The following is a 24,548-nucleotide window of genomic DNA, read 5'->3' on the forward strand; positions in this document are numbered from 1 at the left end:
GTCAGTCATACTTCTGACGGGCAACCCTCAGGGATTAATTGAATAAAATCAGTTAATCCCTGTTGTATTTATGGAGCTTTCCTTTATGCAGGAAATAAACGGTATCCTTTGGATAATTATGTTTCCCGGAAGTATCAATATTATTTTTACCGAAAATACGTTTTGCCTGTTGCTTCATTTTCTCTTCTGTCAAATCCTTACCATCATACTGAATTACGGCTATAGCATCCTGTTTTGCTGCACGATTGGCATTTTTCATTGAGTTGCTTAAAGATTCTACCTCTTTAATATCGTAGTACTGTTTGCCTACTCTTAAATCTGGGTTTTTATCCAGAGAATAGTCTGGCAATACTACTTTTCTAAAATCTTTAAATTCTTTTCTGTGCAGTACAGGCAGTATTTCTGCATTCTGCCCCTGTTTGGCAAACTCTGTCGCCGTCTGCAAAATGCTTTTATAGTCATCCTGTTTCTGTACCAGCAAATGCTCCGATACGGAACCTTTTTTGAATTTAGCAATCGTATTAAACTGCTCTTTTCTTGGTTTACTTAAAACCTCTTTTTCATAAAGCCTCTGGGCATTATCTGTAATTTCTTTTTTCTCGTCACCCGATAAACCGACAGCATAAGCAGTATCATTAAATACTTTACCGCTTTTCGCCGGGTTATTCTCAAACTCCATTTTGAGCTGCAGCCCGCCTTTTATTTCTGTAGGCTCCTCATCGGTCTGTTCAATATCACAACGGCAGCCCCAATCCAGCGGCACGGTATGGGTGTCCCAGAATGGATCATTAAAAGGGCGGATGATTCCGTCTAATACTTTATGCTCAGGGCGTACCCTTGCATCATGTACCGTTACTAATTTAAGGTTTGGGTATAAATCTACATTCTGCTCAAAGTCTTTCCATTTTTCCGCCATATTCGCAATGGCTATGGTTTGATGATATTCACTTTCCAACCACCTGGAATTATAATCACCTGAAACCTTATAAGCTTCTTTTAAAAATTCTGATTTTGGGGTAAGCTTCCCGTCTTTTGTTAAAAGCTCTTCTAAAGCATTTTTAAAGGAAGTTTCTTTGAATGCAGAAAATTCTGCGATATTTTTTCTTAAAGAATTAACAAGCTCGGTATCATAATGCATACTGCCCAGACTATAACCTTCGTCAATACCTCCTGAAAGTTTATCAAAATAATAACTCCAGAGCTTTTCTCTGTTTTCCGGTGATACTTCTTTTTCGTCAAAGAGATCACTCAAATATCTTTCAATCAGCCTGCTCAAACTAAAATCCGCCGTTAAGCGGATTGTTTCGTCATGCCCACAGCATTTAGTCCTGTAGTTGAGTTTAAGCAGGCTTAGTCCTTTTTTGGCTTTTCTACAGCAGGATTTTGAGCATTAGGCATCTGTTCAATTTCAGTCCCGTAAACCTCCTCAATGTATGATTTTGGAAGGATATATCCGCTTTTTAAAAAGACATCGTCTATTTTAATCTGCTCGCTCGGATCTTTGGTTTGAGCTACAGCAATTTTATATCCTTCAGGAATAGAGTATTTATGAATACGCATGACAGGAACCAGCCTATCATTCAAAATAGAAAGCATTTTTTTCTCATCCGCAAAAATAAGCTCCTTCAGCGTATTTTCGTGTACCGTTCCCTGAGATTTGGATGAGCCGTTTTCTGTGGTCATGGTCTGGTGCAGAACCAGCATAGAGAGCTCCTCACGGAGTGCTTTAATTTTTTGGTAGAAAACATTGAAGGCATCGCCTTTGCTGTTTTCCTTGATCTCAATTTCCGTTCCGATTGGGAAAACACCGTAAGGAGCTGATCCCATTTCCTCCAGCCATCCCGCCACCTCATTTTTAACGGTATCACTTTGCGATGCAATTTTAGCAATACGGATGGGAACGCCGAATAATTCCTCGAACTCATCCCAGCTTCCCCAAGAATGACGTTTCAGGATGGTATAAGGTGCAGCCTTTTCCAAAAGTCCTGTACTGCTGTACATTTGCACTTCGATTAAAAACTCCGGAAATTCAAGATAGCTTAAACCTTTGCTTTGTGAAGGGTCTGTAACAATGATTTTCTTTTCAGGGATAACCGCTCCACGCTCTATCTGTTCCGTGGTTAGGATCTCGTTTCCATTAAATTCTTTCAGCCATACTACACCGGTTCCGTAGTATACCGTTTCATGGGTTATTTTGAGAAAGTTTTCAAACCATGTTTTATCCTTGATATATTCGGTACACTTATCATCCTTCATTCCATTCTTATCAACAAAAATATAATCTTTGTTAGACGTTCTGAAAGTTCTGTTTTCAGTAATTCCGGTAAGCTGTCCGTCCAGCATTACATCATCATATACCTCCTGTAAAAGGAAATTTTGTGGATTATCCTTACTGTAGCGGATTTGTCTTGCCCTCTGCCAGTCGGATATCTCTTTTCGCCAAAGCCTTCGGTTTGTTTTGATAACATCCAGCATGAGCTGTGTTACCTTTTTTATATCCCTGGAATCACTCCCGGAAAGCTTCAGGGGTTTGTAAACCAAATTACCTTTAATATCTGTCGTATGCTGTGTTGTCATCGCATTAAATTGTCTAATGTTCGTTTTAATTTATTGAATATCTGTCTTTCCAGATAAGCAGACTTACCCATAAACTGGCGTTTTGGAAGGTCATCTGTACCCTGATTGTGATACTCGGCATATTCCTTATAGGTGTAGAAAATAACCTTTAATCTTTCCCTGCGTGTCCTGAAGGAATTACGCAGCTTATCTCCTCCGGTATTGTGTCCGGTTAAAATAGCCCTTCCAACTTCCTTTTGTCCGAATTTGGTGAGTTCGCCCTGACTTCCCCTTCTGTTCGTGCGATATCGCATCTTATCACGTCCTTTGGTGTCCGTGGTTTTACGCTCCTTCCATTTGTCCAGTCCGCTATCGTTGAAGCCTTGATCTTGAAAATTCTTTTTAATGAAGTTTTTTCCTTCAACTTCAATAATTCGCATTGCCTGATCCGGTATTTTTTCTGCGGCTATGTCAAAAAGCCGTTGCAGGTCTCGTAAACTACCAGCCATTAGGATAAGATTTATTGCTCCCCAGTTTCATAAACGGTACGTTTTTATCTGGAATACCATCTCCGTCCGTGTCAATCTTTTTCGGTGGCAGATCGGCTTTTCTTTTTCCTGTGGAAACTTCCTCCAGCCATTTCATTGCCTCGTCATAATCTGAAGGATCTAATACTCCGGGCTTTCTCCTTTTTTGAAGTTTGTAGAATACCAGGTCTTTCAGATAGTTTAGCACCGTGCGTGACCGTGCTTCACCCTGCTTACTGAATATTAAGTCAGTATCATAATAGGCTCCTATATTGGTTTTGATAAGATCTATCATGTCGTTTATCACTTCATCGACCATAGGCTGCTCTGTTCCTACCAGTATATCAATAAAGGACTTTGGAGCCTCGGTAATCAGTTCGTCTTTAGTTAGAAATGCCATTACAGTAATGTGATTTTTTTAGGTTGGTATTTAGGGGCTAATTTTCGGTAAATCATAGTAGAGAAACCCTGACGATAGGAAAACATTCCCGTCATTTCCTGCTCCTCTGTTTCGTCTTCAGTCTGCTGTAACGGCTTAAACTGATTGCCTTGCAGGAATTGCAGTTTTTCGGCTATGGCATCCAGCAGATCTATTTCATTTAATCCATGTTCCGGGTCTTCTGTTCCATTATGCTGGTTGAGCCAGCCGTCACGACAGTACAGGATTACATCTACCGAAACATTGCCCTCCTGCTTTTCTTCGGTCATCGTTTCATAAGTAATTTTATTAATCCTTATGAGGGCAGCTACAAACAGATCCGGGAACTTATCGCTCTGCATCTGTTTACGTTCCAGATCGACCAGCTCCATTTGTGGAATGGTCATTAATGTTTCTTTTATTTTGATAAAAAGCTCTTTGCGTGGTGTCATAATCTGCGTTGTTTCTTTTTTCCGAATGTGGGTTTATTGCTTCCTTCCTCCTTTGAGAATCCGAAGTAAGTCTGAGAAAGAGTTATTCCTCTTTCTAATGTATCAGGAGCATCATCGTTTGAAGTTGTACCCTTTTCAAAGGCTAAAATCTGTTTCATAAATATGTCATAATGCGCTTTTGATCTGATTTTCAAAGATTCATCCCAAAAAAGAATTTTTCTAAATAATGCATTGGTAATTCCTGCTGAGATACGATTGTGTTTATCGCCCTCCTGATGAAGCCCTATTGGTATATTCGGACAATTATTATCTTCTGCTGACTGTAAAATGATGGGTGTATAAACTGCCTGCTGTGCAGCTGTAGCATCAAAAAAGCCCATCATATTATAGCCTTTTCGGAGATACTTTTTAAACCATTGAGCCCGGATTTCCATTGCGGAATTGATTTCGCATCGTTCACAGAATACCTCTAAAACAAAAAGTTTTATCCCTTTTATTCCTAATAATACCCCTGCTTTGTAGTCACCCGGTCCGGTATATGATAAATCCCAATGATCCAGAATACCGTCAAAAATTTCATGTTCTGCGATTATAGTGTGAATGATAGTATCAGCTTTAAAGAGTTTACCCTCTTCAATGGGATTGTTAAAATCCTCTCTTTGCGAAGTATAATAGTCATCATCTTCAACGATCTCTATTACATCTGCTCTCGTATAACGTTCTTTCCATGATGGTTCCCAATCTGTTCTTTTTCTACAATCTTCAGCGGTAATATTTTTTGTTGCCAGGTCTACACGACTAATATCTAAATGCTTACTGTCTTTGAATTTTTCTTTTATAAAATCAAGTAAACCATCTTTAACAATGTAGTTATTAGGAATAATTAGGCGCCCTCTTTCTTTATGAAAGGCTTTTTTTAAATCTCCTGTGATTTTCTCACCATATTTCCTGACCATTTTAGGATTATTCGCCCTTTCTCTATCTTCACAGTCATCAACACTTGCAAAATCAGGTCTATACTGTCCAAATCTCAATCCTCTGAAAGGTTGGTTTAATCCAAGTGCTTTAAAAAACCTTCCATCTTTAGTTTGAAATTCTCCATCTGCCCAATTTCCATAGCTTAACTGCTGTCCAAAATCTTTAATAATTCTTTCATTACTTTCAAAGTGCATTTGTAAATCGCTCAAGAGAATTTTTGATAAACCTTCATTTGCTCCTATCAGAACAGCAAAAAATAACTCGTCATTTTCCTTCAGGTGTAAGATATTGCCTACGTTGGTATGAATGGATTTTGCTGCTCCACGATACCACTCTCGAAATTGTCTAATTTTATTGTCTTTAAAAACCTTCTGATAACTATCATGATGAAACTCTGAACTTGGAGCGTCAGCCAATGGGAGACCTGAATTAACACCAAAATAATAATCAAAGAACTCTATATAATTCTCAGGTTTTAAAAGTCGTTTAATCCTGTCTTGCTGTTGATCGGTATTTTCATTTTCCAAAGATTTATAAGTAGCATCCTTAATCATCTTGGAAAGCATGAAATATCTTTCTTTAGCCTCCTTTAATTCCGTTTTAGTCATTTTGCAATAATTCAGTTACATATGCATCAAAGTGCGGTCTGATTTCTTTTATCAGCTCCAGTAATTTCTCACGTTTCTTACCCTGGGTTTTTCCGGCTGTTTCCAATATATAGGAACTAAAGCCGTCAATACTCTCCATTGTATAAACTGCTTTTTTCCGACTGTCATTTAATCTGTCAAAAGCAGCTGATATTTTCGATAGGTCATCAGCTTTGTGGGTGGGTTTTTTCCCGTCTTTTATATCCAGAACATATTGCAGAATCAGTTTTTTAATTTCAGACGGACGGATATTATTTAACTCCTTTTCCTTTTCCCAATCGAATTTGTCCCGCCAGCCTGTTAAAGTCTTTATTCCAATTCCGGTAATTTCATAGATTGACTGAAGGCTAAATCCTTTTATAAACAAATCTTTTCCCTGACTTTTTTTAAAGTCGCTTTCAACTGCGGTTAATCTTGCCATTACTCTTTATATTTTGCATCCACATTTAACTTGCCTTCCTCGGTAAAAGCAATGTTCTTTACGTTCATTCCGTCATATTCGAGGTTTTTTTTAGCTTCAATAAGCCATTCCATTGCATCCTCCGTTGCCAGCATCTGGTCGATTCCTACCCCCAGCTCCGGGAATAGCTTAAATTCCCCTTTACTGGCAAGCAGTATATCTTTTACATGCTGATTATCACTTTCACCGATAGCGAAATCTCCGTTTTTTATTTCGAGATCATCGGTAAATAAGAAGTCTTTCATATGCTTGTTATTTATCGCAAAATTCCACCGATTAAGGCTTTATAAAAATTTATCATTCAACCAGTATGGATTTTTTCAGACTGTATATAAATTTTTTCCGACTGGTTGATCGACAGTTTTTTTCCGGTTTGGCAATCCCCCAATTTTGTCCCAGAAATCAATGAGAAAAAATGTCTAAGACTTACAAGTTTGTTGTTAATACAGAGAATGTAAACTCCTACGGATACAGAGTGCTGACCGATGGTATTGATTACAGCCAGTATATGCGTAATCCTGTCGTGCTGTTTATGCACGAAAGGTATAATGATAAAAACCGTGGTGGTGAAGTTATCGGCAGAACCGTAAAGCTCTATAAGGAAAACTCCCAGCTCGTTGCTGAGATTGAGTTTGACCAGAACGATGCCTTTGCCCAGAAAATAGCCCAAAAGGTAGAGGGTGGGTTTATCCGCATGGCTTCCTTATATGCCGATGATCTGGTGACCTCAGTTGCTCCGGAGGATTTGCTTCCGGGACAGAAATACGAAACGGTGAAAGAATGTAAGCTGATTGAAATTTCCATCGTAGATATCGGCGGTAATGACGATGCCCTGAGACTATCCAAAAACAAAGACGGGCAAATCCCGCTCAAATTAGTTAATCAAAAATCAGAAAATACAATGTCAGAATTAAAAACCATTGCCCTTGCATTAGGTAAAGCGGCAGATACAGGGGAAGCGCAATTGCTTCAAACTATTAACGAAATGAAATTATCCCAAACAAAAGCAGAAACTGAGTCTAAAGAATGGGAGGGAAAATATAAGGCTCTTCAAAAATCAGAAGCTGAGACCATTACAGATAAAGCGGTGGCTTTAGGTTTGGTAAGTGAAGACCTGAAAGACGGTATTTTGTTAGCATTTGAGGCCGACCACGAGGGACAGAAGGCTAAGCTGAGCAAGCTGATATCCGATAAGGAAGATGCTAACGGTAAAAACAAGAAACAAACCACTATTGCCGGAGCAGTACAACTGTCAAAGCAAAATGCATCCGCAACCACCGATGCAGGGGAGGGTCAGGAAACTTTTGACTACCTGCAAAAACACAACGTGGTAGAGCTGCAAAGAATCAGAACCGAAGAGCCGACAAAATATGCCCAGCTAGCAAAAGACTATGCATCCGGTATTCGCCACAAAGGTTAATTCAAAATTATTTAAAAACTATTTCAATATCATTTAAAATTATGAAAAAGAGACTTTCATTATTAGCTCTGTCTGTTAACTTTTTAATGGCTTTTATTGCATCATTCGTATTTGCGCAGGCTGTTTCAGTTAATATCAATCCTTTAGTTGCTGCAAGTATTATTACGGCAGGACATGCGGTAATTACCTATTTCGCACCCGTTTCCTTATATAAAGGAAATTTGATGGAAGGATTGCAGACAGAAGTATGGGTAGCAGGAATTAAAGAAAACCCTGTCCCGGATAATAGCTTCGTATATGCTTCCACGGATATGTCCGAATATGTAGAACATAATAAACTACATCTGGCAGAGGCAGGAATAGAACCCGCCGTATTTGAGGATTACTTTGCAGGAAACGAAAATCCGCTGCCATTGGCAAATATACAGGACATCCCTAATGAGGTGGTACTGAAAACTTACTCAACAGAGCAGACAAGACACAGACAGCTTCAGGAAATCGAACTCCAGTATAATAAAAGAGACAGCGTGATCGGAAGACATAAAAAATCTCTTGCCAAAAATATTGGAAAAAGAGCAGCTTATATGTGGTCACCTGCCGTAAATAACGCATTCAACAAAATTTTAAATACCGGAGCTAATGACAGCATTCTTGATGCTGTAATTGATGCTGAGGCATTTATGAATGATCTGGATATGGTTGATAACTTCAATATCTGTTTCAATGCGGAACACATGGCTCGAATCAAAAAAGAGGACAAAAAACTGTATAAGGAAATTCTAAACGAAAAGGTTCTGTATGGCTTTAAAGTATTCAGATATACTCAAAATCCTATCTATACCGCTGATGGTGCAAAGAAAGCATTTGGAGCCACTAAAGATGCCACAGACAAAAGAAGTTCTATTATCTGGTGTTCAGACGAAGTATTCAGATGTTTTGGAGATACTGAAATGTATGCAACTTTAAGAGATTCCGGTCTGCAAGCAGATACCCTTTCATTTGCGCAAAGAGCACTGGTAGGAAACATCAGAGCTGCAAACCCTAAATATCTGGCAGCGATTCTTTAACCTTAAAATCATTCATCATGTTAAAAGACAAATTAAAATATTTCTTTAAAAATCAGTCGAATGACAAGGTATTTTCAACATCGGACGAGACGCTTTTTGTTCAGAAACAGGATGCCTTAGCTCACGCCAGAACGTTAGAAGACAGTAAGGTTTTGGAGCATTTGAAATCAGGAAGCGTAACGGTGGAAGATCAGGAGGATGATCTTATCACTACAGATCATGCCGGATTACAAAGAAAAGCCCAGGAGGTGGCGCAGAATCAGCTTAAAGATGCCGCAAAGCAACCAACTCCCGCAGAACTGAAAGCCGCTAAGGATAAGGCAGTCTCTGAATATAAGGAAGTTTTCGAGGAAGAGCCGGACACTAAACTAACAGCTGCTAAGATTTCAGAGCTTACTGAAGCTAAAAAAGCAGAACTGGCAAATATTCAAAACCCGGAATAATGCGAAACATATTATATATAGCCGTGCATTGCACCGCTACAGCACAGACCGCTACAGTGTCATCAATCCAGAATTACTGGAAAAACGAATTAAAGTGGAAAATGCCCGGCTATCATTTTATTATAAAGCCTGACGGTGAAATTGTAGAGCTTTTATCTACCAGTAAAGTGTCTAACGGTGTAGCTGGCTGGAACTCCAAGATTATTAATATCTCCTATATCGGCGGTATTGATAAAAATGGTAAGCCACTGGATAACCGGACAGATGCCCAAAAAAGCAGCCTTTTGAAAAAGCTGAAAGAGCTTAAAAAACAATTCCCCAAAGCAGTAATACAAGGACATCGGGACTTTCCAAAAGTTGCTAAAGCCTGTCCGAGTTTTAACGCAAAAAAAGAATATGAAAACATTTAAAACGCACTTTCTTTTTTTACTTGCCATTTGTTTGATTTTAACAGCGTGCCGGACTTCCCGGCAGGTTGTTAAAAAAAGCGAAAGTATAACGAATCAGGTAACAGAAAGTAAAGTCACTTATAAAGATACCATATTATACACCCCGAAAACGGAGGCAAGTATGAAAATTCCGCTTTCTGAGTTTACACTCATCCAGCCGGGAATTTTACAGCCGGGATTTAAAGCTGATTTAAAGGCTTTTGAAAAACCTAAAATATGGACACAGAAAAACGGAAACGCTAAAGCAACCTTAAAAATTGTACATGACAGTGTTTTTATACAAGCAGAATGCGACAGTCTCGCTCTGGAAGCCAAAATCCGGCAGGAATATATGAACCGGTATCTGGAAAACACTCAGATCAATGATCAGCTTATAGAAAAGCAGACACAGCTCAATTGGATGGCAATTATTGCCTGCGTGATCATTGCTTTTATTGCAGGACTTGTCACTAAATCATTAATTAAAATTTCTTTCTAATCATGGGATTACCTAAAATTATTTTCAATATAGCTACCACAGGTCTCGGACTCCTGACTGGAAATGTGCAGAAAGTACCGGGGGTAGTTATTACAGGAAGTACGGTTGCCGGAAAAATCACCATAGGAGAAAGTAAACAGCTTTTTTCTCTGGAAGATGCAGAGGGAGCCGGAATTACCAAAGCAGATAATCCTTTTGCTTATAAGCATGTAAAGGCTTTCTATGACTATGCTAAAACAGGTTCCGAAATTTGGATTATGCTGGTTTCCGATGCTACCTCTATGGAAAGTATAGCGGATAATACTCAGGAATTTGCAAAAAAACTACTCAATGAAGCTGGAGGTAGAATCCGGGTACTGGGAATTATCAAAAAATCTCTGGGAACAGAAACCTCTGCTGGAGGTCTTGATGCCGATGTAGATAAAGCCGTTATCAAAGCTCAGCAGCTTTCCACCGAATTTGCAGACAAATATTTTCCGGTAAGGGTACTGATCTCCGCTAACAATTTCAGCGGAAACGTTCAGGAGCTGAAGGATTACAGCACAACAGAATTTAACAGGGTTTCTTTGGTTATCGCCAATACTGACGGAGAAAAAGAAGCAAGCATGGGACTGGCTCTCGGACGTTTGGCTTCAATTCCTGTACAGCGTAAAATCCACAGGGTACGAGACGGAGCGGTAGAAAATACAGCAGCTTACTATACCAATGGTGCAAAAGTAGAAACGCTTACTACTGCCTGGGATAATATTGCCGATAAAAACTACATTTTTTTAAGAAACTTCGCAGGAAGAGCCGGCTTTTATTTTTCGACAGACTCCACACTGACCAAAGAGACAGACGATTTTAAAACGCTTTCCAATGGTTTTGTAATGGATAAGGCGGTTATTATCGCTTATAATGTTCTGGTTGAAAATCTGGCAGACGAAATTCCGGTAACGGCAAGCGGAACCATTCACCCCGCTATTATAAAATCATGGCAGAATGCCATTGAAAGTAATATTAACGGACTCATGACTTCCGCCGGTGAGCTGAGTAACTGCAAAGTCATCATTGACGAAACGCAGGATGTGCTGACCACAGGAAAGCTGATTGTACAAATTCAGTTACAGCCGGTAGGCTATGCAGAGTATATCACAGTAAATATAGGTTTCACAACAAAAATAGACACATAATAATATGTTCAGTTCAAAACAATACAGCTGGTGTGATATCACCATTTCTTTTGGTGGCAGGATCATAGACGGAGTTACCGAAGTTGAATACACCGAGAAAAAAGAAAAAGACCTGCTATACGGCAGGGGCTGTAAACCTCATAGCATTGTGAGCGGAAACCGAAGCTTTGACGGCAAGATCAGTATCTGGCAGAGTGAGCTGGAGGCAATGACAAGAGATGCTGCGAATAAAGATATCCTTTCTCTGGATTTTGATATTATCGTGGCATATGTGCCTAAAGACGGCGGTCAGATTGTTATTGACATTCTGAAAGGTGTACAGTTTACAGAAGCTAAAAAAGGAATGAAACAAGGGGATAAAAACATGATCGTGGAGCTTCCTATTCTTTTCCTTGACGTAAAAAGGCAACAATAACTATAATTCATAATCACTTCAATTTTGAGCCCGCTCTTTATGGGTGGGCTTTTTTTAAAAAAATCAAAAAAATGACAACAAAAGAAAACAAAACACTGGAGCAAAAGATCAGCAAGTGGAAAGAAAAATACGGCGGAGTATATGAATTTCCTGTAGATGATAAGGTTTGCTATTTAAGAATCCCTACAATGACCGATTATAAGCGGGTGTTTAACGCTATGGATGATGACGGAGAGGTCGGTTTTGGTGAGGAAATGCTCAGAGCTTTATGGATTGAAGGAGACGAAGAGATCCGCAAGGATGATGATTATTTCTTACCGGCAAGAAAGAAGCTGACTAAGTTTTTAAAATACCCGGATGCAGAAATAACAGAGCTTGCAGACAGAAAATTCAATATCAAAATTCAAGATGCCGTAACGTGCGTAAGGGTTATCACCAGAGAGGACATTAAAATGGCGGAAAGAAAAAACCCGTCTTCTAAACCTTTTGTTACTCAGGAGAAACTCTATGAGCTTATTAAGGTAGGCGAACATTCTGCTGAGTTTGATAACAAAGAAGATGCAGAAATCAGAATGCCGCTTTATAAAGCCATTGAAGAACTCCAAAACAGAAAAGTAGCACAGCTAAAAAAGCTCTAAACGATGCTGTCATTGATACCAGTGATGCATCGGCTTATGAGTACACGCAGGCAGAAGACCTAAATATAAGAATTTTAGACGGCTACCTTCAGTATTATTTTCATATCCCACAGCCTGAGAAATTAACGGATGATGAGTGGTGTGAGAAAATACAAACGCTCCATTTTATCAGAATATCAGAAAAAGAATCCACAGAAAATACCGGTTAAATGAACGCCTACGAATTTATTGTCAGAATGAAAAACTACGCCAGTTCAGAGTTGCGTAGGATTTCCCGTGACCTGGGAAATACTGACCGTGATGTAAGGCGTTTAAATGAGGATATGAAGAAAACCGAGAGCATTTCCAAAAGTTTAGGAAATGCCTTCGGGGGATTGAAAGGAAAGTTAATCGGGCTGTTTGCAGGAATTTCCCTGCTCGGATTTACCAATCAGGTTATTGAAGCCCGGAGCGAATATGAAAAATTTGATGCCGTCCTCACCAATACCTTTCAGAATAAGGAGGTCGGACAGGGAGCTTTAGCACTGCTAACAGATTTTGCCGCTAAAACTCCCTACCAGCTCAACGAGCTTACCGGCTCTTTTATTAAACTCGTAAACCGTGGAGTACTTCCTACCCGTAATGAACTTACTGCTTTGGGAGATCTTGCCAGTTCGCAGGGTAAATCCTTTGACCAGCTTACCGAAGCTATTCTGGATGCACAGACCGGAGAGTTTGAGAGAATGAAGGAATTTGGGATCAGGGCATCTAAAGACGGGGGAAAAGTATCTCTCACTTTTAAGGGGATTACCAAAGAGGTGCAGATGAATGACCAGGCGATTAAGGATGCCATTATTTCCTACGGTCAGATGAAAGGGGTTGCTGGTTCTATGGACGTAATTTCCAAAACGCTCGGAGGCAGACTTTCCAATCTTGCAGACCAGTGGTGGAGTTTTCTGGTAGCTGTTGGCGGGTATTCCGGAGGAATCATGGGAGATACTTTAGGGTTGATCGTTGACGGTCTGGCTTTTTTACAGGATCATCTGCCGCAGATTGCCCACTGGTTTGAGTTGCTTTGGCAATACCTCACTCCACTGGTAAAATCGCTAAAGGCATTTTTCAAGGAAGCTATACAAGGCGTTTTCGGTATTTCTGATTCAAAAAGTGCATTGGAATCCTTTGGTAATGTAATGATGGGAGTTTTAACCGTGGTGGATTGGCTCTCTACAGGGATTGCCACTTTCTTAGACTGGATAAGACCACTGGCTCCCTACCTTCTGGATGCAGCCATAGCCTTTGGGGTTTTCAATCTGGTCATGTCACTGAATCCGGTTAGTTTAATCATTATAGGCATTGTTACCTTAATGACGGTGATCGGCTTTTTAATGAAGTACACAGACGGCTGGAGTAAAAGCTGGACGGCTCTGGGGAACCTTCTTAAATTATGGTGGCAGCAGGTGAAAGCTGATTTTAGAATGGGAGTAGATATTGCCATTTATCAGTTTAATAGGCTTCGTTATTCTGCTTTTGAAATATTTGATAAGATCGCTCAAAAGATTGCCAATGTAGGAAAAGCGATAAAACAGGCTTTAGAATTTGATTTTTCAGGTGCATATAATACCATGAATAAACAAGTTACATCGGATTGGACAAAAAAGATACAGGAAAACGAGGCAAACTTCAAAAAGGGATTTTCTAAAGAAATGAAAGATAGTGCCGATAGATATCGGCAGGCTAAAAAAGAACTTGGAAATATTGGAGTTGAGTTTAAAGAGGATCAGTTTAATAAAGATTGGAATAAACTTAAAAATTCATTTAAAAATATTTCAGGAGATAAATTAGGTGATCCGGCAGCGTATGAAGATTACCTGAATAAAAATAAAGGTCTAAAACCTCCCGGAGCGAAAGACAAAGACAAGGATAAGAGTAAAAAGGATAAAGACGGAATTGTTTCCGGAGGTTCTAAACAAATGAATATTGTGATCAATATTGACAAAGTGGGAACAGATACTAAAATTTATGTTGATTCTTCTGAAAAAGGAGTACAAGGTCTTGGAGATAAAGTAACAGAAGGTCTATTAAGAGCTGTAAACAATATTAACCAAATGCAAACTAATGGAATTTGATATTAAAGAACTCGTAGCTAAAGCCCACTTTGATTATGTGGGACCAGCTTTCCCAAGCTGGTGGGCGAAAAATAAAACAAAATTTGTTCTGCCTTCCCTTACCGGAATTGCCAGAAGCCTTTTATTAGGTGGCAAGTATTTCCAGACGCTAAAGGTTTCTTATAAGAAAGAGCATTATGTATTTCCCAATGAACCCCTTATTTCGATGAGCCTGGCAAAAACCATTGTAGAGACCGCTACAGTAGGAAAAGAACGGAAGGGAACAGTAAAAGAATACATCTGTACTGAAGACTATCAGATCACCATAAGAGGGGTTTGCGTGAATGAAGATGAAAATCGCCGGGATGAATACCCGTCACAACAGGTACAGGAACTACAAAAATTGTTTGAAATAAATGACAGCTTGAAGGTTATTGATAATCCTTTCCTGATTCTTTTTGATATTAAAAATATTGTGCTTAAAAATATTGAGTTTGAAGAAATGGCAGGACAGCAGGGACTACAGAAATACACCATTTATGCAGTTTCGGATCAGGATTTCTATGCTGACCTCACAGAAAAACAAAAAATAAGCTTACCATAATGTTTATACTGACAGGAAAAATACAGATTGGTGACTACACTTTCCGCTCCATTCATGAGGTGGAAATCACAAAGTCTGTTGAGGATTTGGTAGATACAGCAGTTATAAAAATGCCTTCAAAATTTAAGATCCGGCAAAACGGAGAACTAAAATTTACAGAGCAGACCATAAAGCCGGGTGATAAAGTCACCATTACCCTGGGATATGAAGAACGTTATGAAGGAGTTGAATTTGTGGGTTATGTTGCCAGTGTAGGTTCAAAAATTCCTCTGGAAATAAAATGCGAAGATGGTATGTGGCAGCTCAGGAGAAAGAATATTAACAGGAATTTCGGAAAAACCACCCTAAAAGCAATCCTTCAGGAGATTGTTTTAGGAACAGACATAAGACTGTCAGACAAAATACCGGATTATCCAGTGGATAAGTGGATAATAAAAGACAGAAACGGGACACAGGCATTGCAGGATATTAAAGAGCAATTACTGGTAAGTATTTACCTTGATGATGATGGAAAACTATATGCAGGATTGCAGCAGCTTAATAATATAGGACAGCACGCCCTGTATGATTTAAACTATAATCTGGTAGAAAACAATCTGGAGTACAAAACAGAAGACGAAAAAAGGCTGCGGATAAAGTACATCTATATAGATAATAAAAATCATAAAAAAGTTGTGGAAGTCGGAGATGAATCTGGAGAAATAAGAACGTTTCACACCCATGTTATTTCAGATGAAAACAAAATGAGGGAAGCAGCCAAAGCAGAACTCAAAAAACTGAAATATGAAGGGTTTGAAGGTTCCGTAAAATCTTTTTTGATGCCTTATGCTACCCGTGGAATGGCGGCAGTTATCCAGGATAAAGAGCATACCAACAGGGAAGGAAGGTATTTTATTAAAAAGGTGGTCACCACCTACGGAATGGACGGAGCCAGGAGAGAAATTACCATAAGCAATAAGATATGAGCAAAGCGTTACAGGATGCCTTAAAGATACTAACAAAAAGGGGTGTAGATACTTTTCCCGCACAGGTTGTTTCTGTGGATAAAATGGCAGGAACCTGTAAGGTGAGTGATAATGGACTAGAGTATGAAGATGTACAGCTCTCAGCTACCGTGGAAGATAACGGAAAGCGATTCTTTCTCTTTCCAAAAATCGGAAGCTATGTGCTGGTATCTCCAATTAAAGAAGATCTGCACAGGTTATATGTAGAATTTTTCAGTGAGATAGAAGATTTTGATCTGAAAATTGAAAATACGCAGCTTCAGATAGATAAAGACGGGTTTCTCTTAAAAAAAGAGAATGAAACGCTAAAAAAGCTAATGAGTGATTTTATTCAGGCTTGCAGGAATATGGTATTTAAGACCAATGCGGGAATTACCATTGAATTATTAACTGATCCGGAGTTTGAAAGTATTGCAGACAGATTTAATGAATTTTTAAAATAGTTTTAAAATGCCTTTAACAGAAACACAGGTAAAAGCAAATATCAAAGCCAAATTATTACAGGCTCGTAATAATACTACCTCCGCAGAGCAGGCTTTAGATAGTATGGTAGATGCCATCTATGAAGTAGTGAAAGCTCTGCTGGAAAATGCAACCGTTACAGGAATCTGCGGGGGAGCCGGAAGTCCATTAACACAGGGGAAAATAACATGATAAAAAAAGTTTTACATAACCAGTCTATTCTGGATATCGCCTTGCAGCATACCGGAACAGTAGAAAACAGTTTTAGGATTGCCATAGCGAATGGCTTGTCTATATCTGATACGCTGTCAGCCGGGTTATCTTTGGAGGTTTCTGAAGGATTACAGAAAAACACCGATATATATAATTATTATGTGGATAATGACGTAAAACCGGCTACGGGGGTGAGTGACCCATTAGTTATTCCAACCCTTAAAGGTATTGGATATATGAGAATAGGCGGAGATTTTAAAGTAAGCTGAGATGAATAAAACACTTTTAGAGATTGTACTAAGCATAATAGGACTTAAAGAGCAGAATGGTTATTTACAAGAGCTTAATTCTACTTCTAAGGCTTCAATATGGCGCAACCTTTTAGAAACAATTGCTTTTGCCATATTCAGTTTTCAGGAAGCTGCAGAACTTCACCTGAAAGAAATTGACGAAAAAATTGCTAATCAAAAAGTACCACGTCTGCCGTGGTACAGGGGATTAGCTTTAGCATTTCAATACGGTTTCGACTGGCTGGAGGAATTTGACCGGTTTTCTACAACTTATGAAGATAACGGCGTACAGGTAGAAGCTACTCCGGAACAGGTAGAAGCTTCAAAAATTATAAAGTACGTAGCGGTTACAAGAAACAGATCGAATATGGGCAGGATTGTCATTTCCATGAAGATTGCAGGGGAAAATACGGACGAAGTTCTTTCTGATGAAAAAGCCCTGGCATTCAAAAAATACATTGAAGAAACGCAGTGTACTGGTGATGATATCGTGATCGTGAATTTTTTACCTGATATTCTGAAACTGGATATTAAAATATGTTATGATCCGCTGGTATTATTACCTAACGGAATGAGTATAGTAAGCGGAAAATTTCCGGTACAGAACACTATAAACCGCTTTTTATTGAATCTCCCTTTTAATGGAGAGCTGAGCGTACAGACACTTTTAGAAGCCATCAAAGCAACTGAAGGAGTGATTGATCTTAATGAGTTAAGTGTACAAAGTAAATGGATTGAGCCAGGTGTTGGTTACGGACAGTTTCAACCGATAGAAATAAGCAGGATACCAAAGTCCGGGAGATTTAAAATTGAGGACTGGAGCGGAGTTACTTATATCAATTATCAACCACAGGAATAATGGATCATTTATTTAATATCAATTTTAAACAGCTTACTTTTTGGTGGCTGCCTACATTCCGGAGAAAAAACAGGCTGCTCAATTATATATGGTGTCTTATTTTTCCTTTAGAGGCAATGTATATCGAATTTTTAAGGAAAAGAAAGCAAAACCTTATTAAAATGAATTACAACTATCAGAAGTATTCAGTGCAGAAAAGGCTTAATGATGCTTTTGATCCGATAGAACGCCGGATAAAGATTGTAAAAGCGGTACAGTACGAAGGTGTCTATCTATACACAGAAGCAGAGGACGATCCGCAGCACAGTAAAACGAAGTGGCTTTATGATGACAGTAACCCGATTTATTTAAGAACGGAGGCGGAACTGTACAGTGAATACGATTTTATCGTAGAAATTCCAAATACCGGAATTAACCAGATCCAGTTAAAGGCAGAGATTGATTTTTATATCCTGCAAAGTAAACAATATCAAATAGTAATTATTTAATCATGCGATACAATTTCAAATTTTTACAAACCGGTGGGGTTCCGCTTACCAATGACCTGATGTCCCTCATTGAAGAGGCATACGGAATATTTGAAGTATTGGGAGACCTTTCCGGGAATTTAACGATACTTTCCGGGTGTGATATTACCGGAACTAATGTAACGCCTGGAATCGTAGCTATTGAAGGTAAATTATACTACTTTGAGGGCGGTTCTATCGTTTCTACCGTCTACATCCATAAGGAGGACATTCAAAAGACCTTCGAGGATCAGACTACTAAAACGCTGATCGAAAAAAGGACGGTGCGATTCGGATCAGGAGCTGTTAATTATAATTGGGCAGATTTTGTAAAGCTCAAAACCCTTAAAGAAATTCAATCAAAAGTAGATAACAGCGTTTCCCAAGATGATTTTGATGCACTGGTTACTCGTGTGGAAGTTTTGGAAATGAAAACAGCTCCTATCATTAACGGTGGTGTGGTTTGGGCGTGGTTTAAGCCAGTAGCTGAAATCCCTGCCGGTTGGAAAGAATGTATCGACATCAGAGGAAAAGTAATTGTAGGGCTTGATCCTAACGATGTAGATTTTTCCACATTGAAAGGAACTATCGGAGCAAAGAAACATACTTTAACGTTGGCTGAAATGCCCTCTCATTCGCATAGAACACCAACCTTTGCCAATGGTAGTGCATCAGGTAATGCTGTCGGACATCCTGATAATTGGATTGACAATAACAGAAAGGTTGAGTCTGATTATGTAGGAGGAAATCAACCACATAACAATATACAGCCCTCTATTATCGCCTATTTTATAGAACCAAATTTACCATAACGATTATGTCAACCCCTATCAATACAATATTAAGCTGGTTTGAAACCGGAGATTTCCCGACACAGGAACAGTTTGCTGCCTCGTGGACATCTTTTTATCATAAAGACGAATCCATCCCGATGGATAAGGTAGAAAATCTCAATACTCAATTACAGGAGAAAGTAGATAAGCAGGTCTACAATGCGCATCTAACTAACACAGAAGCGCACAGTACAACATTAGCCAAATTAGACGCATCCAACCTGAATAACATTAATATTCAGGCGTGGAGAACTATTTTAGGTGTTGGCGATCTTCCTTCCAATATTGCTCTTATAGATGATCTCCCAAATTCATTACAAGGGAATGTTTATACTAAAAATCAATCAGATAGTAAGTATCTTCCTTTTGCTGATTATACTACCGGTGATGGAAAGATTTTAGCCTCCATGATTGAAGCACTGGGATTAACTGAGCTTATTTCTGTAACAGAAACTTCTTTGGCTGCATTCATGGCTAACAATGCTAATTATCAGTATCAAAAAAATGACATGATTGCCATTCCTGACGGAGCCGGTAACTATTCTTTATATATCTATAAAGGAGGTAGTAAAACCACTGCTGGAAATTATATCCCGACCGGATTAACGAACATCACTATTGCGATGGTTCAAGGCTTGCAGGCGGCTTTAGATGCAAAGATGGATAAACCAACAGCAGCAGGTAATTATATAGCTCGGCTTGCTTCAGGCTCTGTAACATGGCGGGCAATCAATCCGGCTGCAAGTTATCTTACTTTTTGGAATGGTAACGATTTTACAGCATCTGGCTTATATTATGACGGTACAAAGTTCGGTATTGGTACAACTACTCCCAGCGAAATGCTGCACCTGAATAATGGAAGATTACGGGCAAAGGCGATGGTTTTTGATGATAACCCGGAATCACTGCCTTATCAGATCACTCATACAAACAGACGTTTTTACGGAGCTGATTTAACAGGAACTCCCAGAATGTTCATGTTTAGGGATTTTACAGACTATAAAGCATTATGGGAAGGATTTACCGATGCTCAGAAAAATGAAATTAAAACCATTGCAAATGGTGGTTGGACTACTGGAACAATGAGCGTTGCAATCATTTCTCCTCCAATCGTCGATAAACAGAATAAACCTTACTGGATCAATTTAAGAGGTGCAAATTTAAATTTACCTCCTACAAACTTTAAGATTGAATTATGTACTGGTGCAAGTTCTTCAGCAGATACAGCAACTGTGGTGGTAGAGATACCTGCATCACAAGTTCAGTTGTACACCAATGGAACTGACCTTACTTTCTATTACAATTTCAAAGATATTCCTGAAGGAACATATAAATTAAGATTGTGGAACGGTGTAGCCTATTATTTAACAAGCTTTACACTGAATGTAGTAGCTCAGGTAAACAGGGTTGATTTAAATAATATTGTCTGGAGCAGAAAAATTAACAATAATGCAACTTCACCCGTAATTACAGAGTCCGGAGCTTCTGTAAGTTACAGTTCAGATCCTAATGTAAAAGCAATGGCAGATGACTCATCATTTGTAGCGGCAAGAAAAACAAATCAATTAGTCGGTGCAGATGAAGATTTTTATATGACCGTTGAAATTACAGGTAATACGTCAACAATTACTAACGGTCAGGGAACTATGACCCATTTTGTCGGATTGGTAAATGCTGCTAGCACAGTTGATCTACTGAATCAAACAGTAGTCAACCTAAGAGCTGTACAAAAGTATTGGTATCCTTTTACTGTTTTTTTCCCGGATAACTCATCAAATTCTCTGGTCAATAATTCAGGGAATACGTATGGGTTATCAGTAATATTCATGAGACGAGGCGGAAGCTGGACGATCATCATTACGATTAATAATCAAACATTATTATACACAAAAACAGGATATACCGGAGCCATTTCTTTTGGCATGTATAATCAAAATACGGCAGCAGCTACGGGTATCAGTGTAAACATAGTGGAACTATATAAATTCTAATATCATGAAAACAGAACTCGTATTATCGCCTGAAGTACAGGCTGTAGTAGATGCCATAAAAAACACCGGTAAATCATGGCATGAAATAGCACTGCCGGATCATCCTATATACCCGCAGTTTGCCCGCAAATTAGTGGTAACGGGATTTAACACCCCTGACATGGAAGGAGACGAAGATCGCATCTATGTCAATGTCCGTCAATATTTGACACTACGTGAAGGTAATATCATTTACAAACGCTTAGAAATGCCCGACTGGATGATCCATGAGGGTAATGTAGAGGAAATCATGGGTAAAAACGGAGTTTTGAAGGGAACCCTCAGAACTACAGATGATGAAGATAAGATCATTGAAGAAAAAGTAGAGGTTTTAAAAGCCAAATCTGTGCAGTACATCCGCTTTCTTATCAAAACCAAATCTGTGCATTTGGTAGATATTTTCGCTCAGTTTATGGGAATGTATATTCCAATGTTTGACATAGAAATTAACGAAATATAACATGAAGACAGTATTAAAATTATTGCTTGAAATAGGCTTTATGATTATTGGGATACCAATTTTCTTAACGCTTTTTGTAGTAGGTTTTTTCTATACATTAGGCAAACACCTTATAAAATGGGATTATAAGGTCTCAAGGCAATTTATCCCTATCCTGCGGAGCATTAATCTTGTTTTTGATGGTCTTGCCAATGCCGGAGCCGGTGAGCTGCTAAATGACACCTTAAAAATCAAAAATGAGCATGCCAGGTACGGAAAGTGGTACGAAACTATTTCAGCAGTCACCGGACTTATAAAGCTGTATGAAAAAGATACCTGGCTGAGACGGTTCCTGAAAATTTTAGGCAAAAACCACTGTGAAGAGGCTATTACGGAAATGCAGGTTTATTATTATAACAACATATTTACAAAGAGATGAAAGAAATATTATTTGAACATTTCGGAACATTCATAGGAGCTATTCTAACAGGCGTTGCCGGGTTTTTATTCGGTAAAAAGAAAATGCAGGCAGAGGTTGACGGACTTTCGGCAGATAATGAGGGAAAGGAAATCGAAAATGCTGATAAATTGGTAAAGCTTTACAAAGATGCTATTGATGATCTCGGCAGCCGTTATGAACTAAAGTTTAAAGAGGTTACCGGAATGTATGAAAACAAAATTAAACTATTGGAGGATGAAATAAACCTGCATAAGCGTATTATCGCACAATTAAAAGAAGAAAATACAATGCTGAGAAAAAAGATAAAAGACAGCGGTATTATACTGTAAATTCCATAGGAGGTAGGAAATAAAAGCGTCCTCCAAATTTAAAAAACTTCCTACGGTATTTTTAAATAGCACAAGCCAGCCATGGAGGACGCAAAAGTCTTCTTTGGCTGGCTTGTTTGCTCTATACCGTAGGAGTTGCAAATATAAAAAAACTAATAACCATATAAAAACTAATACCATGAAAACTTACACACAGGCGCCTTTGCCTTTTCAAGGGCAAAAGCGCCGTTTTTTAAAACATTTTAAAAACGCTTTAAAAGAATTTTCACCAACTGCAATCTATGTCGATTTATTTGGAGGTTCTGGGTTGCTCAGCCACACCGTAAAAAGCGTTTATCCTGATGCAACGGTAATTTATAATGATTTTGATAATTATAGTCAAAGACTTGAAAATATTGATAAAACTAACACTTTGCTGGCTGATCTGCGGGTTATCTGTTCTAAAAACCCTAATAGAAAAGATAAAGAAAGATTAAGCGATGAGCTACACCGTGAAATTATTGAAAGAATAAGCCATGAAAAAGGCTTTATCGATTGGGTTACGATCTCTTCATCTTTGCTTTTCTCTATGAATTATGTAATCAGTTTTGAACAGTTGAAAAAAGAAAAGTTTTATAATAAAGTCCGGTTAAGTGATTATAACGCAAAAGACTATCTGGAAGGAGTACATAGGATTAAGAAGGATTATCGGGATTTGTTTGCTGAATACAGAAATGATCCTAATGTAGTCTTTTTAGTTGATCCGCCCTATCTGTCTACCGATACTACCACATACAACCGTGAAGATTATTGGAAGCTTGCAGACTATTTAAATGTACTCAAAACTATTGAGGATAGCTCTTATTTTTATTTTACCAGCAACAAAAGCCAAATAATAGAACTGTGTGAATGGATGCAAAATAACGGTTATTGTCATAGTCCCTTTGATGGTGCGACCACAGTAACGGTTGGTACACAGCTAACCTATAATGCAGGCTATGAAGATATAATGATATACAGAAATAATAACTAAAAAAGCGTCCCGCGTGGACGCTTTTTGTATATTCGTTAGCCAAGTTTTTTGGATATTTTGTTCAGAAATTTGAGATAATTAGTTTTTGCGATTATAACTGATCGTTATCAAACATGGTTTCACTATCGGTAGTCTGCTTCGGATGATGATTAAAACTCAATGAATTTTTAAGCTTCCACTCATTATTTTCCAGTATCCATAAATGGGTGAATTTTGCTTCTCCCACTAATTTCCCGGCTTGGCTTCCCATCTTTTCATAAAACAGATGATCTCCGTTCTGAATGGCAGCATAGATCTTCCCATCTTTATACATGGGATAAACTTCTGTGCTTTTATCAACCAGTACTCTTTTTATCTGATAGGTTTCCGGGGATTTGCACAATCCGTTTTTAAAATCAATGATAAAGTTTTTCCTGTCCTCGAAACCTCCTTTATCATGATAAAATTCAAAGCTATCACTCAACAGATTTTCCATCTGCTGTATGTTGCAGGTATTATATCCTACAGAAAAAAACAGGCTGTCTTTCGACATAATGGTTTTATAAAGAGGATCTGTTTTTTCTGTTTGTGCGTGCATGATACTCATGAACAGCATAAAAAAAGGAAGGCTCAATCTTGAAGACTTTGTCATTGTTATTTTTTTGACAAAGATTCAATTTCCTTTCGTTTTTCTGCTAAAAATGAACCCGACAAAAACCAGACAAAGCCATGACAGGTTTTATATCATGCTGAATTTCAGTCTAAAATAGAGTTTTTTATTCTTATCTATTTCGGCGGCATTGCGAAGGATAATAAACACGTTGGAAAGCACAATAAGGATCATCAGGATCAGGGTAAACTGTTTTCCGAACTTTAAAAAGATGCCGAGCATGAAGGTAATAGGTGCCATCACTGTCCAGATCATCTGAACAGAAATAATCTGTCTGGCCAGACTGTTTCTCTGCTTCATACTATGCATGAGAATAAGCGGAACAAAAATGTTCAGTGGCGGTAAAAGGGTAAAGATGAGTGACGAAAGATTAATGATTTTAATGTATGAATAATTGATTGGAGCTTCCTCTTCTTTTACTTCTATTTCAACCTCATCTGTTTCTGAAATTATTTGTGGTTGATCCTGCTGCAATTCAATTTCTTCTATTTCCAGAGTCTGTGCCAGAGCTCTTAACGTATGCCCTTTAGGTTCTGTTCCGGATTCTATCCTTTGAATGGTTCTTACGGAAATCTTGGATTGTTCTGACAGCTCTTCCTGGGTCAGATTTTTTTGTTCTCTTATGGCTTTTAGCTTGGACATCGTTTGGGATAT

The 24,548-nt window shown here is 38.5% G+C and carries 32 protein-coding genes; 22 read left to right on the top strand and 10 right to left on the bottom strand.

Annotation, left to right across the window (positions count from 1 at the left end; genetic code table 11):
• Positions 1 to 52: 52 nt before the first annotated feature.
• The 8 genes from ACKTTZ_RS00475 to ACKTTZ_RS00510 all read right to left on the bottom strand — a co-directional run bounded on the left by ACKTTZ_RS00475 (position 53) and on the right by ACKTTZ_RS00510 (position 6,283).
• Positions 53 to 1,252, bottom strand: a complete 1,200-nt coding sequence (locus tag ACKTTZ_RS00475) for a phage minor head protein (RefSeq protein WP_407846958.1) — start codon at positions 1,250 to 1,252, stop codon at positions 53 to 55.
• A gap of 98 nt (positions 1,253 to 1,350) precedes the next feature.
• Positions 1,351 to 2,577 carry a DUF935 family protein gene (locus tag ACKTTZ_RS00480; protein WP_407846959.1) on the bottom strand — a complete coding sequence of 409 codons (1,227 nt, stop codon included), beginning with the start codon at positions 2,575 to 2,577 and terminating at the stop codon, positions 1,351 to 1,353.
• Entirely contained in the window at positions 2,574 to 3,065 is a 492-nt protein-coding gene (locus tag ACKTTZ_RS00485) for a phage morphogenesis protein (RefSeq protein ID WP_407846960.1), read from the bottom strand. Before ACKTTZ_RS00485 ends, ACKTTZ_RS00480 begins: the two co-directional genes overlap by 4 nt.
• Entirely contained in the window at positions 3,055 to 3,483 is a 429-nt protein-coding gene (locus tag ACKTTZ_RS00490) for a phage protein Gp36 family protein (RefSeq protein WP_407846961.1), read from the bottom strand. Before ACKTTZ_RS00490 ends, ACKTTZ_RS00485 begins: the two co-directional genes overlap by 11 nt.
• Positions 3,483 to 3,953 carry a hypothetical protein gene (locus tag ACKTTZ_RS00495; protein ID WP_407846962.1) on the bottom strand — a complete coding sequence of 157 codons (471 nt, stop codon included), beginning with the start codon at positions 3,951 to 3,953 and terminating at the stop codon, positions 3,483 to 3,485. The genes ACKTTZ_RS00490 and ACKTTZ_RS00495 overlap by 1 nt, the downstream gene beginning before the upstream one ends.
• Positions 3,950 to 5,539 (bottom strand): hypothetical protein, encoded by a 1,590-nt coding sequence (locus ACKTTZ_RS00500; RefSeq protein WP_407846963.1) that lies wholly within the window; start codon positions 5,537 to 5,539, stop codon positions 3,950 to 3,952. The genes ACKTTZ_RS00495 and ACKTTZ_RS00500 overlap by 4 nt, the downstream gene beginning before the upstream one ends.
• The gene (locus ACKTTZ_RS00505; RefSeq protein WP_407846964.1) at positions 5,532 to 5,999 is read right to left on the bottom strand and encodes a hypothetical protein; all 468 of its coding nucleotides are present in this window, start codon (positions 5,997 to 5,999) and stop codon (positions 5,532 to 5,534) included. The genes ACKTTZ_RS00500 and ACKTTZ_RS00505 overlap by 8 nt, the downstream gene beginning before the upstream one ends.
• On the bottom strand, positions 5,999 to 6,283 hold the full coding sequence (locus ACKTTZ_RS00510; protein ID WP_407846965.1) for an oxidase: 285 nt from the start codon (positions 6,281 to 6,283) through the stop codon (positions 5,999 to 6,001). Before ACKTTZ_RS00510 ends, ACKTTZ_RS00505 begins: the two co-directional genes overlap by 1 nt.
• A gap of 170 nt (positions 6,284 to 6,453) precedes the next feature.
• Between ACKTTZ_RS00510 and ACKTTZ_RS00515 the strand changes: the two genes are divergently transcribed.
• From ACKTTZ_RS00515 to ACKTTZ_RS00620, 22 genes are all read left to right on the top strand, one after another.
• On the top strand, positions 6,454 to 7,458 hold the full coding sequence (locus ACKTTZ_RS00515) for an HK97 family phage prohead protease (protein WP_407846966.1): 1,005 nt from the start codon (positions 6,454 to 6,456) through the stop codon (positions 7,456 to 7,458).
• A gap of 41 nt (positions 7,459 to 7,499) precedes the next feature.
• Entirely contained in the window at positions 7,500 to 8,525 is a 1,026-nt protein-coding gene (locus ACKTTZ_RS00520) for a hypothetical protein (protein ID WP_407846967.1), read from the top strand.
• A 17-nt stretch (positions 8,526 to 8,542) separates the two neighbouring features.
• Positions 8,543 to 8,968 carry a hypothetical protein gene (locus ACKTTZ_RS00525; RefSeq protein ID WP_407846968.1) on the top strand — a complete coding sequence of 142 codons (426 nt, stop codon included), beginning with the start codon at positions 8,543 to 8,545 and terminating at the stop codon, positions 8,966 to 8,968.
• Entirely contained in the window at positions 8,968 to 9,378 is a 411-nt protein-coding gene (locus ACKTTZ_RS00530) for an N-acetylmuramoyl-L-alanine amidase (RefSeq protein WP_407846969.1), read from the top strand. The genes ACKTTZ_RS00525 and ACKTTZ_RS00530 overlap by 1 nt, the downstream gene beginning before the upstream one ends.
• Complete coding sequence (locus ACKTTZ_RS00535) at positions 9,365 to 9,895, top strand: hypothetical protein (RefSeq protein ID WP_407846970.1); 531 nt, start codon at positions 9,365 to 9,367, stop codon at positions 9,893 to 9,895. Before ACKTTZ_RS00530 ends, ACKTTZ_RS00535 begins: the two co-directional genes overlap by 14 nt.
• A 2-nt stretch (positions 9,896 to 9,897) precedes the next feature.
• Complete coding sequence (locus tag ACKTTZ_RS00540) at positions 9,898 to 11,067, top strand: DUF2586 family protein (protein ID WP_407846971.1); 1,170 nt, start codon at positions 9,898 to 9,900, stop codon at positions 11,065 to 11,067.
• Positions 11,068 to 11,071: 4 nt separating this feature from the next.
• Positions 11,072 to 11,482, top strand: a complete 411-nt coding sequence (locus ACKTTZ_RS00545; RefSeq protein ID WP_407846972.1) for a hypothetical protein — start codon at positions 11,072 to 11,074, stop codon at positions 11,480 to 11,482.
• A gap of 71 nt (positions 11,483 to 11,553) precedes the next feature.
• Positions 11,554 to 12,120 carry a hypothetical protein gene (locus tag ACKTTZ_RS00550; protein WP_407846973.1) on the top strand — a complete coding sequence of 189 codons (567 nt, stop codon included), beginning with the start codon at positions 11,554 to 11,556 and terminating at the stop codon, positions 12,118 to 12,120.
• A 209-nt stretch (positions 12,121 to 12,329) separates the two neighbouring features.
• Positions 12,330 to 14,225: a hypothetical protein gene (locus ACKTTZ_RS00555; RefSeq protein WP_407846974.1), complete on the top strand. Its 1,896-nt coding sequence runs from the start codon at positions 12,330 to 12,332 to the stop codon at positions 14,223 to 14,225.
• The gene (locus ACKTTZ_RS00560; protein WP_407846975.1) at positions 14,215 to 14,808 is read left to right on the top strand and encodes a DUF6046 domain-containing protein; all 594 of its coding nucleotides are present in this window, start codon (positions 14,215 to 14,217) and stop codon (positions 14,806 to 14,808) included. The genes ACKTTZ_RS00555 and ACKTTZ_RS00560 overlap by 11 nt, the downstream gene beginning before the upstream one ends.
• On the top strand, positions 14,808 to 15,773 hold the full coding sequence (locus ACKTTZ_RS00565) for a late control protein (RefSeq protein WP_407846976.1): 966 nt from the start codon (positions 14,808 to 14,810) through the stop codon (positions 15,771 to 15,773). Before ACKTTZ_RS00560 ends, ACKTTZ_RS00565 begins: the two co-directional genes overlap by 1 nt.
• A complete protein-coding gene (locus ACKTTZ_RS00570; protein ID WP_407846977.1) occupies positions 15,770 to 16,255 on the top strand; it encodes a hypothetical protein in 486 nt (161 codons plus the stop codon). Before ACKTTZ_RS00565 ends, ACKTTZ_RS00570 begins: the two co-directional genes overlap by 4 nt.
• Before the next feature lie 7 nt (positions 16,256 to 16,262).
• On the top strand, positions 16,263 to 16,466 hold the full coding sequence (locus ACKTTZ_RS00575; protein ID WP_407846978.1) for a hypothetical protein: 204 nt from the start codon (positions 16,263 to 16,265) through the stop codon (positions 16,464 to 16,466).
• Entirely contained in the window at positions 16,463 to 16,756 is a 294-nt protein-coding gene (locus ACKTTZ_RS00580) for a hypothetical protein (RefSeq protein ID WP_407846979.1), read from the top strand. Before ACKTTZ_RS00575 ends, ACKTTZ_RS00580 begins: the two co-directional genes overlap by 4 nt.
• Before the next feature lies 1 nt (position 16,757).
• Positions 16,758 to 17,636: a nucleotidyltransferase gene (locus ACKTTZ_RS00585; protein WP_407846980.1), complete on the top strand. Its 879-nt coding sequence runs from the start codon at positions 16,758 to 16,760 to the stop codon at positions 17,634 to 17,636.
• Between the two features lie 161 nt (positions 17,637 to 17,797).
• The gene (locus ACKTTZ_RS00590) at positions 17,798 to 18,124 is read left to right on the top strand and encodes a hypothetical protein (protein ID WP_407846981.1); all 327 of its coding nucleotides are present in this window, start codon (positions 17,798 to 17,800) and stop codon (positions 18,122 to 18,124) included.
• A gap of 2 nt (positions 18,125 to 18,126) precedes the next feature.
• Positions 18,127 to 18,954, top strand: a complete 828-nt coding sequence (locus tag ACKTTZ_RS00595; RefSeq protein WP_407846982.1) for a phage baseplate protein — start codon at positions 18,127 to 18,129, stop codon at positions 18,952 to 18,954.
• 5 nt (positions 18,955 to 18,959) lie between these two features.
• The gene (locus tag ACKTTZ_RS00600; RefSeq protein WP_407846983.1) at positions 18,960 to 20,966 is read left to right on the top strand and encodes a hypothetical protein; all 2,007 of its coding nucleotides are present in this window, start codon (positions 18,960 to 18,962) and stop codon (positions 20,964 to 20,966) included.
• Positions 20,967 to 20,970: 4 nt separating this feature from the next.
• Positions 20,971 to 21,465, top strand: coding sequence for a hypothetical protein (locus ACKTTZ_RS00605; protein WP_407846984.1), 495 nt, complete (start codon positions 20,971 to 20,973; stop codon positions 21,463 to 21,465).
• Position 21,466: 1 nt separating this feature from the next.
• Positions 21,467 to 21,883, top strand: coding sequence for a hypothetical protein (locus ACKTTZ_RS00610; RefSeq protein WP_407846985.1), 417 nt, complete (start codon positions 21,467 to 21,469; stop codon positions 21,881 to 21,883).
• Positions 21,880 to 22,233 carry a hypothetical protein gene (locus ACKTTZ_RS00615; protein WP_407846986.1) on the top strand — a complete coding sequence of 118 codons (354 nt, stop codon included), beginning with the start codon at positions 21,880 to 21,882 and terminating at the stop codon, positions 22,231 to 22,233. Before ACKTTZ_RS00610 ends, ACKTTZ_RS00615 begins: the two co-directional genes overlap by 4 nt.
• A 178-nt stretch (positions 22,234 to 22,411) precedes the next feature.
• On the top strand, positions 22,412 to 23,245 hold the full coding sequence (locus ACKTTZ_RS00620; RefSeq protein WP_407846987.1) for a DNA adenine methylase: 834 nt from the start codon (positions 22,412 to 22,414) through the stop codon (positions 23,243 to 23,245).
• Between the two features lie 91 nt (positions 23,246 to 23,336).
• Here ACKTTZ_RS00620 and ACKTTZ_RS00625 read toward each other — a convergent pair whose 3' ends face one another.
• Entirely contained in the window at positions 23,337 to 23,876 is a 540-nt protein-coding gene (locus tag ACKTTZ_RS00625) for a nuclear transport factor 2 family protein (protein ID WP_407846988.1), read from the bottom strand.
• An 87-nt stretch (positions 23,877 to 23,963) separates the two neighbouring features.
• A complete protein-coding gene (locus ACKTTZ_RS00630) occupies positions 23,964 to 24,536 on the bottom strand; it encodes a helix-turn-helix domain-containing protein (protein WP_034697208.1) in 573 nt (190 codons plus the stop codon).
• Positions 24,537 to 24,548 lie beyond the last annotated feature (12 nt).

The sequence above is a fragment of the Chryseobacterium sp. KCF3-3 genome, from assembly GCF_045865955.1.
Classification (GTDB): Bacteria; Bacteroidota; Bacteroidia; order Flavobacteriales; family Weeksellaceae; genus Chryseobacterium.

What these genes read in the sequence shown, in the direction of transcription:
- ACKTTZ_RS00480 (WP_407846959.1), bottom strand. Translation starts at nt 2,577, where the DNA reads ATGACAACACAGCATACGACAGATATTAAAGGTAATTTGGTTTACAAA.
- ACKTTZ_RS00485 (WP_407846960.1), bottom strand. Translation starts at nt 3,065, where the DNA reads ATGGCTGGTAGTTTACGAGACCTGCAACGGCTTTTTGACATAGCCGCA.
- ACKTTZ_RS00490 (WP_407846961.1), bottom strand. Translation starts at nt 3,483, where the DNA reads ATGGCATTTCTAACTAAAGACGAACTGATTACCGAGGCTCCAAAGTCC.
- ACKTTZ_RS00495 (WP_407846962.1), bottom strand. Translation starts at nt 3,953, where the DNA reads ATGACACCACGCAAAGAGCTTTTTATCAAAATAAAAGAAACATTAATG.
- ACKTTZ_RS00500 (WP_407846963.1), bottom strand. Translation starts at nt 5,539, where the DNA reads ATGACTAAAACGGAATTAAAGGAGGCTAAAGAAAGATATTTCATGCTT.
- ACKTTZ_RS00505 (WP_407846964.1), bottom strand. Translation starts at nt 5,999, where the DNA reads ATGGCAAGATTAACCGCAGTTGAAAGCGACTTTAAAAAAAGTCAGGGA.
- ACKTTZ_RS00510 (WP_407846965.1), bottom strand. Translation starts at nt 6,283, where the DNA reads ATGAAAGACTTCTTATTTACCGATGATCTCGAAATAAAAAACGGAGAT.
- ACKTTZ_RS00515 (WP_407846966.1), top strand. Translation starts at nt 6,454, where the DNA reads ATGTCTAAGACTTACAAGTTTGTTGTTAATACAGAGAATGTAAACTCC.
- ACKTTZ_RS00520 (WP_407846967.1), top strand. Translation starts at nt 7,500, where the DNA reads ATGAAAAAGAGACTTTCATTATTAGCTCTGTCTGTTAACTTTTTAATG.
- ACKTTZ_RS00525 (WP_407846968.1), top strand. Translation starts at nt 8,543, where the DNA reads ATGTTAAAAGACAAATTAAAATATTTCTTTAAAAATCAGTCGAATGAC.
- ACKTTZ_RS00530 (WP_407846969.1), top strand. Translation starts at nt 8,968, where the DNA reads ATGCGAAACATATTATATATAGCCGTGCATTGCACCGCTACAGCACAG.
- ACKTTZ_RS00535 (WP_407846970.1), top strand. Translation starts at nt 9,365, where the DNA reads ATGAAAACATTTAAAACGCACTTTCTTTTTTTACTTGCCATTTGTTTG.
- ACKTTZ_RS00540 (WP_407846971.1), top strand. Translation starts at nt 9,898, where the DNA reads ATGGGATTACCTAAAATTATTTTCAATATAGCTACCACAGGTCTCGGA.
- ACKTTZ_RS00545 (WP_407846972.1), top strand. Translation starts at nt 11,072, where the DNA reads ATGTTCAGTTCAAAACAATACAGCTGGTGTGATATCACCATTTCTTTT.
- ACKTTZ_RS00550 (WP_407846973.1), top strand. Translation starts at nt 11,554, where the DNA reads ATGACAACAAAAGAAAACAAAACACTGGAGCAAAAGATCAGCAAGTGG.
- ACKTTZ_RS00555 (WP_407846974.1), top strand. Translation starts at nt 12,330, where the DNA reads ATGAACGCCTACGAATTTATTGTCAGAATGAAAAACTACGCCAGTTCA.
- ACKTTZ_RS00560 (WP_407846975.1), top strand. Translation starts at nt 14,215, where the DNA reads ATGGAATTTGATATTAAAGAACTCGTAGCTAAAGCCCACTTTGATTAT.
- ACKTTZ_RS00565 (WP_407846976.1), top strand. Translation starts at nt 14,808, where the DNA reads ATGTTTATACTGACAGGAAAAATACAGATTGGTGACTACACTTTCCGC.
- ACKTTZ_RS00570 (WP_407846977.1), top strand. Translation starts at nt 15,770, where the DNA reads ATGAGCAAAGCGTTACAGGATGCCTTAAAGATACTAACAAAAAGGGGT.
- ACKTTZ_RS00575 (WP_407846978.1), top strand. Translation starts at nt 16,263, where the DNA reads ATGCCTTTAACAGAAACACAGGTAAAAGCAAATATCAAAGCCAAATTA.
- ACKTTZ_RS00580 (WP_407846979.1), top strand. Translation starts at nt 16,463, where the DNA reads ATGATAAAAAAAGTTTTACATAACCAGTCTATTCTGGATATCGCCTTG.
- ACKTTZ_RS00585 (WP_407846980.1), top strand. Translation starts at nt 16,758, where the DNA reads ATGAATAAAACACTTTTAGAGATTGTACTAAGCATAATAGGACTTAAA.
- ACKTTZ_RS00590 (WP_407846981.1), top strand. Translation starts at nt 17,798, where the DNA reads ATGAATTACAACTATCAGAAGTATTCAGTGCAGAAAAGGCTTAATGAT.
- ACKTTZ_RS00595 (WP_407846982.1), top strand. Translation starts at nt 18,127, where the DNA reads ATGCGATACAATTTCAAATTTTTACAAACCGGTGGGGTTCCGCTTACC.
- ACKTTZ_RS00600 (WP_407846983.1), top strand. Translation starts at nt 18,960, where the DNA reads ATGTCAACCCCTATCAATACAATATTAAGCTGGTTTGAAACCGGAGAT.
- ACKTTZ_RS00605 (WP_407846984.1), top strand. Translation starts at nt 20,971, where the DNA reads ATGAAAACAGAACTCGTATTATCGCCTGAAGTACAGGCTGTAGTAGAT.
- ACKTTZ_RS00610 (WP_407846985.1), top strand. Translation starts at nt 21,467, where the DNA reads ATGAAGACAGTATTAAAATTATTGCTTGAAATAGGCTTTATGATTATT.
- ACKTTZ_RS00615 (WP_407846986.1), top strand. Translation starts at nt 21,880, where the DNA reads ATGAAAGAAATATTATTTGAACATTTCGGAACATTCATAGGAGCTATT.
- ACKTTZ_RS00620 (WP_407846987.1), top strand. Translation starts at nt 22,412, where the DNA reads ATGAAAACTTACACACAGGCGCCTTTGCCTTTTCAAGGGCAAAAGCGC.
- ACKTTZ_RS00625 (WP_407846988.1), bottom strand. Translation starts at nt 23,876, where the DNA reads ATGACAAAGTCTTCAAGATTGAGCCTTCCTTTTTTTATGCTGTTCATG.
- ACKTTZ_RS00630 (WP_034697208.1), bottom strand. Translation starts at nt 24,536, where the DNA reads ATGTCCAAGCTAAAAGCCATAAGAGAACAAAAAAATCTGACCCAGGAA.